Source organism: Bartonella sp. AA168HLJHH, from assembly GCF_042197365.1.
In the GTDB taxonomy this organism is placed as follows: domain Bacteria; phylum Pseudomonadota; class Alphaproteobacteria; order Rhizobiales; family Rhizobiaceae; genus Bartonella.
Genome location: NZ_JBHIRS010000001.1, coordinates 112,480 through 125,924, shown reverse-complemented (window position 1 = coordinate 125,924; position 13,445 = coordinate 112,480). Strand labels below are relative to the sequence as shown.

Annotated in this window: 10 protein-coding genes; all 10 read left to right on the top strand. The window is 39.3% G+C overall.

Features of this window, described 5'->3' with window-relative positions:
• Positions 1-4,557: Vomp family autotransporter (locus ACFINM_RS00515; protein WP_375639542.1), on the top strand; the 4,557-nt coding region annotated here is incomplete at its 5' end.
• Entirely contained in the window at positions 4,554-5,159 is a 606-nt protein-coding gene (locus ACFINM_RS00510; RefSeq protein ID WP_273790643.1) for an invasion associated locus B family protein, read from the top strand. The genes ACFINM_RS00515 and ACFINM_RS00510, both read left to right, overlap by 4 nt.
• Before the next feature lie 909 nt (positions 5,160-6,068).
• Positions 6,069-7,379: a Ppx/GppA phosphatase family protein gene (locus ACFINM_RS00505; RefSeq protein ID WP_375629985.1), complete on the top strand. Its 1,311-nt coding sequence runs from the start codon at positions 6,069-6,071 to the stop codon at positions 7,377-7,379.
• A gap of 29 nt (positions 7,380-7,408) precedes the next feature.
• Entirely contained in the window at positions 7,409-8,137 is a 729-nt protein-coding gene (locus ACFINM_RS00500) for an RlmE family RNA methyltransferase (protein ID WP_375629986.1), read from the top strand.
• Between the two features lie 173 nt (positions 8,138-8,310).
• Entirely contained in the window at positions 8,311-9,336 is a 1,026-nt protein-coding gene (obgE, locus tag ACFINM_RS00495) for a GTPase ObgE (RefSeq protein WP_375639538.1), read from the top strand.
• Between the two features lies 1 nt (position 9,337).
• Positions 9,338-10,477 carry a glutamate 5-kinase gene (proB, locus tag ACFINM_RS00490; protein WP_375639535.1) on the top strand — a complete coding sequence of 380 codons (1,140 nt, stop codon included), beginning with the start codon at positions 9,338-9,340 and terminating at the stop codon, positions 10,475-10,477.
• A gap of 45 nt (positions 10,478-10,522) precedes the next feature.
• Positions 10,523-11,779, top strand: coding sequence for a glutamate-5-semialdehyde dehydrogenase (locus tag ACFINM_RS00485; protein WP_375621156.1), 1,257 nt, complete (start codon positions 10,523-10,525; stop codon positions 11,777-11,779).
• Positions 11,780-11,808: 29 nt separating this feature from the next.
• A complete protein-coding gene (locus ACFINM_RS00480) occupies positions 11,809-12,402 on the top strand; it encodes a nicotinate-nucleotide adenylyltransferase (protein ID WP_375639532.1) in 594 nt (197 codons plus the stop codon).
• 111 nt (positions 12,403-12,513) lie between these two features.
• Positions 12,514-12,900 carry a ribosome silencing factor gene (gene rsfS / locus ACFINM_RS00475; RefSeq protein ID WP_375621158.1) on the top strand — a complete coding sequence of 129 codons (387 nt, stop codon included), beginning with the start codon at positions 12,514-12,516 and terminating at the stop codon, positions 12,898-12,900.
• A 1-nt stretch (position 12,901) separates the two neighbouring features.
• Positions 12,902-13,384 (top strand): 23S rRNA (pseudouridine(1915)-N(3))-methyltransferase RlmH, encoded by a 483-nt coding sequence (rlmH, locus tag ACFINM_RS00470; RefSeq protein WP_375621159.1) that lies wholly within the window; start codon positions 12,902-12,904, stop codon positions 13,382-13,384.
• Positions 13,385-13,445: the final 61 nt, after the last annotated feature.

The window sequence follows — 13,445 nt, the reverse complement described above, 5'->3', positions numbered from 1 at the left end:
GGTGAAGAAAGCTATAAGAGTGTAGCGGAAGCACTTTCTGATATTAGTAGTTCTGTTACGAATGTTCATAATGATGTAACTAATGTTGTCAGTGATAGCCTTGCGAAGCAGGATGAAAAGACAAAAGTTATCACTATTGGTAAAGAAGTAGAAGGCAGTGAAATCAACATAGCCAACAAGACTGGTACGGATCGGACACTTTCAGGTGTTGGTGAAGCAACAAAGGATAATGAAGCGGTTAATAAAGAGCAATTTGATAAAGGTTTGAAGGATCTTTCTAACAGTCTTCAGTCAGATGATTCAGCCGTTGTTCTTTACGATAAGAAGGATGGTAAAATTGATTATACGAGCGTGACCTTTGGAAAAGGCCAAAATGCAGCTGCTGTTGCTTTGCATAATGTTGCGGATGGTCAGATTGCGGAAAAGTCACATGATGTGGTTACAGGCGGTCAGATTCATACCATTTCTCAAGATGTTGCACAGTTCTTAGGTGGGGATACAGCCTTTAAAGAAGGTAGCTTTACAGGCCCAACTTATCAATTATCCCAGGTTAATGCTCATGGTCAGGTAGAGACAACAGAGTTTAAAGATGTTGGCTCTGCGTTTACAGGTCTTGATACGAATATCAAGAATGTAAACCAACGTATTAAAGAAGTCTCAGAGGGCGTTGCACAGGATTCTTTATCGTGGAGCAAGGAAGAGAGTGCCTTTAGTGCTCTTCATGGGGAAGGCAGAAAAAGAACAGCGAGCAAGATTACCCACATTTTGGATGGTAATATTGCTTCTGGTTCCACGGATGCAGTAACAGGTGGTCAACTTTATTCGATGAATAATACGTTAGCGAACTATTTTGGTGGTGGCGCTGAATATAAAGAAGGCAAGTGGATTGCTCCAAACTTCAAAGTTAATACAGTGAATGCTGCTGGCGATAATCTTGAAGAGAAGAGCTATGATGATGTAGCGCAAGCCTTTGCAGGTGTTGGTACATCTTTCACCAATCTTCACAATAAAGTGACGAATGCCGTCACGGATATTAACAATCACATTAACAATGTGGTGAGTGATAGCCTTGTTAAGCAGGATGCTGATAGCAAAGTGATAAAGATAGGTGCAGAAAAAGGCGGTACAAGCATTAACATTGCCAATAGTGGTGATGCCGAGCGGACCCTCACAGGCGTAAAAGCAGGAGCACTTACAGAAATATCGACCGATGCTGTGAATGGATCTCAGCTTTATTCGATGAATAATACGTTAGCGAGCTATTTTGGTGGTGGTGCTGAATATAAAGAAGGCAAGTGGGTTTCTCCAAGCTTCAAGGTTAATACAGTGAGTGCTGATGGCGATAAGGTTGAGGAACAGAGCTATAAAACAGTAGCGGAAGCGTTTGCTGGAGTTGGTAGTTCTTTCACGAATATTCATAAAGAGCTTAAGAATGAGATTAACCAAGTTGTGGGTGATAGTCTTGTTAAGCAAGATGAGAAGACACGTGTTATTGCGGTTGGAGGTGAAAAGAGCGGTACGAAAGTTACGTTTGTAAACACTGATGGTGCGGCACGGACTCTCACAGGTGTAAAAGCAGGAGAACTTGCAGAGGCTTCGACAGAAGCAGTGAATGGTTCGCAACTTTTTACGACCAATCAGAATGTTACGACAGTAACGAATAATCTAAAAACAGTTTCTGATAATACTTCGAAGTACTTAGGTGGTGGAGCCGATGTGTTTAAAGGTGTAGCACCGACCTACACAGTGCAGGATAAGAGTTATCAAAGTGTAGCGGATGCATTTACTGGTGTTGATCATTCATTCACAAAGCTTCATGAAGAGATTACAGAAAATACGAATGAGATTTCTGAAAATATTAAGCAGAATGCGTTGTTATGGAGTGATAATGATCACGCATTTGTTGCGACACATGGAACTGATGGTGACAAGAAAAACAGCAAGATCACGTTACTTGCGAATGGAGAGGTTTCTGTAAACTCAAGTGATGCGGTAACGGGTTCTCAGCTTTATGCTTTGGGAAGCAATGTTGCGCAGTCTTTAGGCGGTGATGCTGGTTATGAGAATGGAATTTGGAAGGCTCCAAGTTTCAAATTTAAGACTGTCAATGAGGATGGTAGCAAGGTTGAAGAGCAGAGCTATGATGATGTAGCGCAAGCCTTTGCAGGGGTAGGAAGCTCTTTTGAGAATCTTTACAAAGAGTTTACTCAAAACAACACGGAGGTTACTGAAAATATTAAGCAGAATGCGTTGTTGTGGAGTGATTCTGAAAAGGCGTTTGTAGCAACACATAGAAAGGGTGATGAGAAAGGCAACAGTAAAATTAAGTTTCTTTCCAATGGAGAGGTTTCTGCAAGCTCAAGTGAAGCGGTCAATGGTTCTCAGCTTTTTGATACGAATAAGACTGTTGCAAGTTATTTAGGTGGTGGCGCTGAATATAAAGAAGGTCATTGGAGTGCTCCAAGCTTCAAAGTTAAGATCGTCAAAGAAGATGGCAGTGCTGTTGAAGAGCAAAGTTATGATGATGTTGCTAAAGCATTTGCTGGTGTAGGGAATTCATTCACGAATATTCACAAAGAGCTTAAGAATGAGATTAACCAAGTTGTGGGAGATAGTCTTGTTAAACAAGATGAAAAGACACATGCTATTAGTGTCGGGGGTGAAAAGAGTGGTACAGAAGTTAAGCTTTCGAATATTGATGGTGCCGCACGGACTCTTTCCGGTGTGAAATCAGGAACGCTTTCGGAAGCATCGAGTGAGGCGGTCAATGGTTCTCAGCTTTTTGATACGAATAAGACTGTTGCAAGTTATTTAGGTGGTGGCGCTGAATATAAGGAAGGTCAATGGAGTGCTCCAAGCTTCAAAGTTAAGATCGTCAAAGAAGATGGCAGTGCTGTTGAAGAGCAAAGTTATGATGATGTTGCTAAAGCGTTTGCTGGTGTAGGGAATTCATTCACGAATATTCACAAAGAGCTTCAGAATGAGATTAATAAAGTTGTAGGAAATAGTCTTGTTAAGCAGGATGATGCTACGAAGGTAATCAAGATAGGTGATGAAAAAGAGGGTAGTGCAATCACAATTTCAAACATGAATGGTGATACACGTAGTCTCTCTGGCGTGAAAGCTGGAACACTTTCTGAAGGCTCGACGGAAGCAGTGAATGGTTCTCAGCTTTATTCCTTGAATCAGACGCTGGCGATGTATTTAGGAGGAGGAGCTAGCTATGAAGGTGGCGAATGGAGTGCTCCAAGTTTCAAAGTTAAGATCGTCAAAGAAGATGGTAGTGCCGTTGAAGAGCAGAGCTATGATGATGTTGCGTCTGCCTTTGCTGGTGTTGGTGATTCATTCACGAATATTCATAAAGAGCTTCAGAATGAGATTAATAAAGTTGTAGGAGATAGTCTTGTTAAGCAGGATGATGCTACGAAGGTAATCAAGATAGGTGGTGAAAAAGAGGGTAGTGCAATCACAATTGCAAACATGAATGGTGATACACGTAGTCTCTCTGGCGTGAAAGCTGGAACACTTTCTGAAGGCTCGACGGAAGCGGTGAATGGTTCTCAGCTTTATTCCTTGCATCAGACGCTAGCGATGTATTTAGGAGGGGGAGCTAGCTATGAAGGTGGCGAATGGAGGGCTCCGGAATTCAAGGTTGCGCAATTCAATTCTGATGGTAGTTCGTCAGAAAAGCAGATCTATCATGATGTAGCAGGAGCTTTTGATGGTGTCAGTGACGGTATGACGAGTATCAACGAGCGTATTCATGATGTTGAGAAGAATGTGGCGAGCAATGGTTTGAATTGGAATGAAAAAGAAGGTGCGTATGATGCGAAGCATGATGGTAAGTCGAGTAAGATTACGAATGTATTGGATGGTAAGATAGAAGAAGGCTCGCAAGAAGTTGTTAATGGTGGTCAGCTTTGGAGCACGAATGAGAGGGTAAAAGAGGTTGAAGACAAAGTAGATACGATAGATCAACATGTGAAAGATATTGAAGTAGCCGTAACAGATGGCGTTGTTAACTATGATAAAGATAGTGATGGGAAAAAGACCAATAGTATTACGTTAGTAGGAGGCAATGACAGCGAACCTGTTATGATAGACAATGTAGCGGCAGGCAAGATTGAAACAGGTTCTCAGCAAGCTGTTAATGGTGGTCAGTTACATGATTATACTGAAGAGCAGATGAAGATAGTTCTTGAAGATGCCAATAAGTATACGGATGAGAAAGTTAGTGGTCTTGTCAATGATGGTGTAAACGAGTCGAAATCCTATACGGATATGAAGTTTGAGACATTGAATTATGCTATTCAGGATGTTCGGAAAGAAGCAAGACAAGCTGCTGCTATTGGTCTAGCGGTGTCCAACTTACGTTACTATGATATACCAGGATCTTTAAGTGTTTCATTTGGGAGTGGTTTATGGCGCAGTCAATCTGCACTTGCTATTGGTGCTGGTTATACATCTGAAGATGGAAATATTCGCTCGAATGTATCTGTGACAAGTGCTGGAGGTCATTGGGGAATAGGCGCTGGAATTACTCTGAGGTTGAGATGATAATAGAAAAAATGGCTGTTATTGTAAAAACGAGAAGTATGTTAGTAAAGGTTCTGCTGTTTGCTCTTGCCTTAATAGGCAAGAGCGAAAGCTTTGCCAACGAGAACAATAATATTTATACAGTGCATCCACCGCACTTATCGATACCTAAGGGAGAACCTGGCGAAACACGTCGAATTATTATGCAGTTTTATGATTGGACTTTGATTTGTGACGAAAAACAAAAGCTTAAACATAAGCAAGGTATATGTAATGTAACACAGACGGTTCATGATCAAGAAGGAAATACCATTTTTAGTTGGTCTCTTGTTTCTACGACAAGTGGTCAAGCAGTGATGCTTTTTCGAACATTGCCAAATTCTGATATAAATGTTCCGATTCAAATGTTTGTAAAAGATGTTAAAAAACCTGTTCTTATTAATTATACGCAATGTAATGAAACGGTTTGTTTGGCACAATCACCTGTAGGGCCGGTTTTGACTAAACAAATAGAGCAGAACAATAAGGTACGTATTTCCTATAAAACTAAAGAAGGTAAGGTATTTTCTTTTACTGTACCATTTAAAGGGTTAAATGCAGCACTTAATTCTTTCCGTCCTTAGAATCCATCGAGTATTTTTAACAAGAGTCATTTTTCCATAAATTGTTGTATTATATTTCTGAGTGTAAATTATAAGGTCAAATAAGTAAGAAGTTTTATATAATATGATATCGAGGTGATTTGTTGGAAAGAGTGAGAGTTTTATGAATATAAAGTCACAGTAAGTTCTTTATATGTAATAGAAAATCAAGTTAGTGTTTCCCGTAATGCTTAAAGAATGATTTCGTTAGTTATTAAAAGTAAAAAAGATGAGAAATACTCGATTTATTCCTTACAATAATGAGTAGACTAAATTCTTTTTTTAAGCTTCAAATGGATTTTTAAAGCGGTCTGATTATGCATTAATATTTTTCAGATAAATTTATAATTCTAGAGATTTTTTTGAATGATGGTTTTTATTGGTATTCACAAAATAACAGCTATTGTAATTGCATTTTGTGGTACTACAGAACTTTTATTCCAGCATAATCAAAGCCATTTCATCGCATATAACAGACGAAGCTCGTGTGTGGATAACGAGATTAAAAAAATTTTTTCTTATAAACCGTACTAATGTATAGGTTGTTGTAACCTTAAGAGTCAGCAAATAGTATGATAGTGTAGGTTTGTTACAATAGAGGTGTGCTCCGTGTGAATGGTATCAAGAAAAGAGCATAATTTATAAAAATTGATGTGAACGTAAACGATTAATTTATAGTTTTAAGTTCATAAAGAGATGCATGATTTCACGGAAACAACCGAAAGATTATACAAAAATCTGAATGATGTTAGTGTAGAAAATTTTAATGATAGAAAAAGAAAGAATGATTTCTTGTATATATCATTTGATGCTGCATTATTGCTTTATTTAGGAATGAGCAGAAGAGTTTTCGCGTTTATTTATTGGGGGAACGCTCAAGGGATAAGGGACATGACCCCGTTAAATTATGGTTCAAAAGAGTTAAAGCGAGGAGAAATATACGATACCAAAGCAGATCAGTTGTATGATCAGTGCGGTAGTAATACAAATAATCTTTCTGCATTGTCACGAACAGAGGCATACTCTGTCCTTGTTGATATAAAGAGACAACAGAGAAAAAAACATTATGAACAGAAACAGGTTTTTGTTCAATCTGAGACAGCTTTTGAGTTTCATAACCAGATAATGATAGGTACTCAAAAAACAAAAAAACTCAAAGCACCTTTTCTTCGACGGTTCCATCCAGTAAAATCTCCACCTCTTTATGCGGCACTTGATCTCGGAACAAATAATTGTCGTCTTCTTATCGCATCTCCCAGTAAACCTGGATATTTTCGTGTTGTTGATGCTTTTTCTCGTATTGTACGATTGGGAGAAGGTTTAATAAATAACGGTTTTCTTAATACACAAGCTATGGATCGTGCGATTGAAGCATTAAAGATTTGTCATTTAAAGCTAAAACAAAGGCATATTAAGCGTTATCGCTTGATTGCAACGGAAGCTTGTCGTTCTGCAGAAAATGGTAGACATTTTATTCAGCGTGTTTTGGAGGAGACAGGTCTTGAATTGGAAATTGTTGATCGGCAAACAGAAGCGCGTTTTGCTGTTACAGGGTGTAGTACACTTGTTGAACCAAATACTGACGCAATTGTGCTTTTTGATATCGGAGGAGGATCATCAGAAATTGTGCTACTGGATGTTTCTCAAAAGCGTTCTTTTCGTTTAGCTCGACAAATTATCGCTTGGACTTCTCTTCCTGTTGGTGTTGTTACGCTTGCTGAACGTTTTGGAGGGAATGATATTAGCTTAGACGATTTTGAAAAAATGAAAAGCTATGTGCGAGGGTTATTAAATAATTTTTCAGATCGTCATAAATTAGGAGAGTTAGCACAAGGTTCGAAGTTTCATCTTTTGGGAACCTCCGGTACGGTTACGACTTTAGCAGGAATGTATCTTAATTTAGAGCGTTATGATAGGAAAAAAGTGGATGGCATTTGGATGAATGATGCAGACATTACACTTATGACACAACGCCTATTATCATGGGATATAGAAAAACGTGTCATAAGTCCTTTTATTGGACGCGAGAGAGCAGATTTAGTTTTAGCTGGTTGTGCAATTTTAGATGTTATTCGGGAAGTTTGGCCAAGTCAGCGTTTAAGAGTTGCTGATCGTGGATTAAGGGAAGGAATTTTGATAGAGCTGATGTTACGCGATGGAGTATGGTGTCGTCATAGAAAGAGCAGAGATTTCAAGCGTTAGAGAATTAAATATGGAGACAATGAATAACGATGAAAAAAACAACAAAAACACCAAGAGGTGGCTATGGAGGTTCAGGGTCACATGAATTATATCAGCGCGTAAAAAAGAAAGCAGGAACCATTAAAGCTTCATCACGACGATGGTTAGAGAGGCATCTGAATGATCCTTATGTCCATCAATCAAAAGTAGATGGTTATCGTTCGCGTGCGGCTTATAAACTCATTGAAATTAATGAGCGCTATAGGTTTTTGAAAAAAGGTCAAAAGGTTATTGATCTAGGAGCAGCACCTGGGGGCTGGTGTCAGGTGGTTGAGCGTATAGTAGGGTCAAGTGATGAAGATCCTAGCGTTGTTGGTATTGATTATTTACATGTTGATCCATTACCTAGAGTTGCCATGTTGGAAATGGATTTTTTGCATACAGATGCACCGCAGAAATTAATTGAAACTTTAGGGACAAAACCGGATGTGGTTCTTTCTGATATGGCAGCGCCAACAACAGGTCATCGTCAGACGGATCATTTAAGAACGATTTATTTATGTGAAGTTGCGGCTGATTTTGCTCTTTCGGTTCTTAAGCCTGGGGGACATTTTTTAGCAAAGGCTTTTCAAGGAGGAGCAGAAAACACTCTTCTTACGATACTAAAACAGCATTTTAAAAAAGTCTATCATGTTAAACCACCCGCAAGCCGATCAGAATCAGTAGAGCTTTATCTTCTAGCACTTGAATTTAAGGGAAAAACAAAAATACAAGAATAGCGCCTTCTTTTAAGAAGACTTAACTTTACTTAACCTATTTAGATGTGATGATTTTTTTCTCAAAGAGTTATCGGCGATAGTGACAGTTTTTCTGTTATCAATGATGAAAAACTGGTAAAATTAATGTATTGCCTATAGAGGTAAAGAGATTGATTCCTCAATGAGTGTTTCCAATGAAATTTCTTGATCAAGCTAAAGTTTATATTCGTTCTGGTAATGGAGGTTCTGGAGCAGTATCATTTCGTCGTGAAAAATTCATAGAATTTGGGGGACCTGATGGGGGGAATGGAGGACGGGGTGGTGATGTTTGGGCTCTTGTTGTTGATGGGCTTAACACGCTGATTGATTATCGCTACCAACAGCATTTTAAAGCAAAAACAGGGGGGCATGGCAAGGGGCGTAATATGACGGGTGAGAAGGGTAATGATGTCATCCTTAAAGTTCCGGTTGGGACGCAAATTTTTGAAGAAGATAATACAACGTTAATCTGTGATTTAACGGAAGTGGGACAGCGCTATCGCCTTGCAAAAGGAGGGAATGGCGGTTTTGGCAATCTTCACTTTACAACATCGACAAATCGGGCACCGCGTCGTGCAAATCCAGGTTTGGCTGGAGAAGAGCGTGCAATATGGCTTCGTTTGAAGTTAATTGCTGATGCGGGGCTTGTTGGTTTACCAAATGCTGGAAAATCAACTTTTTTAGCTTCTGTAACGGCTGCAAAACCAAAAGTTGCAGATTATCCTTTTACCACTCTACATCCTCATCTTGGTGTTGTACGTATTGATGGTCGTGAATTTGTTTTGGCTGATATTCCAGGATTAATTGAAGGAGCGCATGAAGGTGTGGGAATTGGAGATCGTTTTTTAGGACATGTGGAACGTTGTCGCGTACTGCTTCATCTAATTTCTTCTCAAGAAGAAGATGTTGCAAAAGCATATCAAATTGTGCGTCATGAACTTGAGGCATATGGAAATAATCTAAGTGATAAAACTGAAATTGTTGCTTTAAGCCAGATAGATACGCTAACGATTGAAGAGCGTGAAGCTAAACGGGAAGCTTTGCAAAAAGTAACGGATCAACCTGTTATGATGTTTTCTGCGGTTAGCCGCGAAGGTTTAGAAAATGTGCTGCGTGCTGGTGCACATATTATTGAAATGTCACGCAAAGAGGAGATCAGTGGGGATAGCAAGGTTGATTGAGATGGCTGTTGGATCGCAAAAACTTACACACTATAAACGTATTGTAGTCAAGATTGGATCTGCCCTTTTGGTTGATCCTCAGGCAGGTTTACGGGTTGAGTGGCTTAAAAGCTTGATCAATGATGTTGTTGAATTGCATAAAAAAGGCGTAGAGATATTATTGGTGTCTTCAGGCGCTATTGCTTTAGGAAGGACATTGCTACAGCTTCCTAAGGGGACTTTGAAATTGGAAGAAAGTCAGGCATGTGCTGCTTTGGGGCAAATTGAGTTAGCAAAAACCTATGGTGATGCGCTTGCTCAACATGGGCTCAAAACAGGCCAAATTTTGCTCACTTTATTTGATACGGAGGAGCGAAGGCGTTATCTCAATGCACGTGCAACGATTGAGATGCTTTTATATTTGGGAGCTGTGCCTGTTATTAATGAGAATGATACTGTTGCAACAACTGAAATTCGTTATGGTGATAATGATCGTTTAGCTGCACGTGTGGCAACAATGGTGAGGGCAGATCTTTTAATACTTTTATCCGATATTGATGGTCTTTATACAAAGTCTCCCCATAGTGATCCTACGGCTGAATTTATACCTTTTGTTGCATCCATTACGCATGATATCGAAAAAATGGCAGATGTTGCTGCTTCAGAGTTTTCACGGGGAGGAATGAAGACTAAGCTTGAAGCCGGAAAAATAGCTAATGCTGCTGGAACGGCGATGATTATCACCTCAGGCAAGCGTATGAATCCCCTTGCTGCAATTGACAAAGGTGAACGCAAGAGTTTTTTTGCGGCAAGTAAGAAATCTGTCAATGCTTGGAAAACATGGATTTCTGGTCATTTAGATCCATCTGGTGTTTTGACGATTGATCAAGGAGCCATTAGGGCTCTTGAATCAGGAAAATCATTATTAGCTGCAGGGGTTATTGGCGTTGAGGGAAATTTCCAGCGTGGGGATACGGTTGCAATTGTTGGTACAGATGGAGTTGAGATTGCGCGTGGACTTGTAAGCTATGACAAAGATGAGGCTGTACGCATTATAGGACATAAAAGTGAAGAAATCGAAGCTATTCTTGGGTATGAGGCGCGCTCTGCTATGGTGCATCGTAATGATATGATTGTACGTTGCTTGACCAATACTGTTTAAAAAAGTTACTTTTGTTTTTATTGTTTTGGCAGAGTGGATGTTACGATGACTTTAGAAGAACAAATGAAAGATATGGGACAAAAAGCACGCTATGCCGCTGCAGCGTTGGCCGTTGCTTCTTCTGAGCAAAAGAACAATGCATTAGAAATGATCGCTTTAAGTCTAGAGGCTCAGTCAGATGAAATTTTACGGGCGAATTGTCAAGATTTAGAGAATGCTGCTCAGAATAATTTGAAAGCTGCAATGATTGATCGGCTAAAATTAGATGATTTGCGTTTACGTGCAATGATAGATAGTGTTCGCCAAGTTACTCGTTTATCTGATCCTGTTGGGCAAGTGATGGATGAATGGACGCGTCCAAATGGGCTTCATATAAGTCGTGTACGAACACCTCTTGGTGTGATTGGCATTATTTATGAAAGTCGTCCAAATGTTACAGTTGATGCGAGTGCTTTGTGCTTAAAAGCTGGCAATGCTGCGATTTTGCGCGGTGGTTCGGATAGCTTTCATTCTTCTCATGCTCTTCATTTAGCTTTGGTACAAGGTTTAGAGCGCTCTGGTTTACCTAAAGATGCCATCCAAATGGTTGGAACGACAGATCGTGCTGCCGTTGGGGAAATGCTCAAAGGATTGGATGGAGCGATTGATGTGATCGTACCACGTGGTGGAAAGAGCCTTGTTGCCCGCGTTCAGTCTGATGCACGTGTTCCAATTTTTGCTCATTTGGAGGGACTTTGTCATATTTATATTGATAAATCGGCAGATTTAGATATGGCACGCAATATTGTTTTAAATGCAAAGCTGCGGCGAACAGGGATATGCGGTGCTGTTGAGACAGTTCTCATTGACGGCCAAGCATTAAAAAAATTTCTTCCTGTTTTAACTGCTTTACAGGAAAAGGGGTGTGAAATTCGTGCCACAGAAGATATTGTTTTTCTTATGCCAGATGTCAAATTAGCTTCTGAAGAAGATTGGTCGCATGAATATCTTGATGCTATTCTTTCTGTTAAAACGGTTGAGGGTGTTGAGGGAGCCATTTCTCATATCAAGCGTTATTCATCAGGACATACGGAATCGATTATTGCTGAGGATTTAGAAGTGGTGAAGAATTTTTTTAATCATTTAGATTCAGCTATTTTATTACACAATGCATCTACACAATTTGCTGATGGAGGTGAATTTGGTTTTGGAATGGAAATTGGTATCGCAACAGGAAAAATGCATGCACGTGGTCCCATAGGTGTTGAACAGCTAACATCATTTCAATATCACGTTAAAGGAAATGGTCAGGTTAGAGCTTGAGAACACCATTTTTTCCATGGAAAAATTGTATGCCACATGTTGAAAGATCTAATGTTGTGGGTCTTTTTGGTGGTTCCTTTAATCCACCGCATGCGGGGCATCTTCTTGTTGCAAAAATTGCCATTCGGCGTTTGCATCTTGATCAGTTATGGTGGATGATCTCTCCAGGAAATCCTTTAAAGGATTGTACACAGTTACCCTCTTTAGAGGAGAGAATGCAATTAAGTTTTAAATTTATTGACCATCCAAAAATTCGCTTAACAGGTTTTGAACAGGCTATAGGGAGCAAAGTATCAGTAGATACGATTTTTCATATTCTTACTCATTACAGTGGCGTAAATTTTGTATGGATTATGGGGGCAGATAGTTTTGCGACGATACATCATTGGTATCGATGGCATGATATCGTCTCTATGCTTCCTATTGCGATTATTGATCGTCCTTTAGGCAATCGGTCAGCACTTTCCTCTCCTATGGCACATATTTATCGCCGTTTTCGTTTGGATGAGAGAGAAAGTAAGCGATTACCTTTTATCAAGCCACCAGTTTGGACTTATTTGCATGGACCTTTATCTTTTCAATCTTCAACAAACCTTCGTTTGAAGAAGAATGATTTTTCTTGAACATTTCATAAGATTCTGCTTCTCTTTAGAGAAGTCTCTTTTTTAGATTCCACAACGATAAGAAAGGATATTGATCTGAAAAACGTTGCACACAAACACTCTTACGATATTATGCCTTCAAAAGAAAAAAAAGTTTTTTCTGTTAGTGAGAGTCTTGAAGTTATTCTCAAGAGTTTAGAAGATACAAAAGCAGAAGATATTGTTGCTATTGATATTCGAGGGAAGTCATCTTTGGCTGATTATATGGTCATAGCTTCAGCAAATTCGCAGCGTCATGTATCGTCTGTTGCTGATCATTTATTGCATACTTGGAAAGATAGTGGGCAGGGGCTTGCGCGTGTAGAAGGGCTTGCTGGAGGTGACTGGGTATTGATTGATACAGGTGATATTATCGTTCATCTTTTTCGTCCAGAAATTCGTCTTTTTTATAATTTAGAAAAAATATGGATGACGCCGGATTTAAACGATACGGCTTTGCTTCTCTTCGGAGAGCATTAAAATGCAAATTTCTATTTTTGCGGTTGGTCGTATGAAAAGTGGGGCGGAGCAAAAATTAGTTCAGCATTATTTGGATCGTTTTTCTAAAATTTCTGGAGATGTAGGCTTTCATTTAAAAAAGTTACAAGAGATACCAGAAAGTCGTGCTCAAACAGTTTATCAACGTATGGAGGAAGAGGGGAGAAAACTTATTGAATTTTTACCTGAAAAATGTCGATTAATTGTGTTAGATGAGCGTGGAGAATCGATTTCGTCAATTTCTTTTTCTGAAAAATTGAGGTGTTATCGTGATGAGGGCATTCGAGATGTCGTCATTGCTTTGGGAGGACCTGATGGGCATAATGAACAAATAAGGAAGCGTGCTGATTTTCTTTTATCTTTTGGTTTGATGACGTGGCCACATCAAATTGCACGTATTCTTCTTACAGAACAACTTTACCGCGCTGTAACAATTGAAAATCATCATCCGTATCATCGTTTTTAATATTTTTGTTCAATTTTTAGCACTTATTTATATGTTTATTAATATTGTTTTAGCTGACACC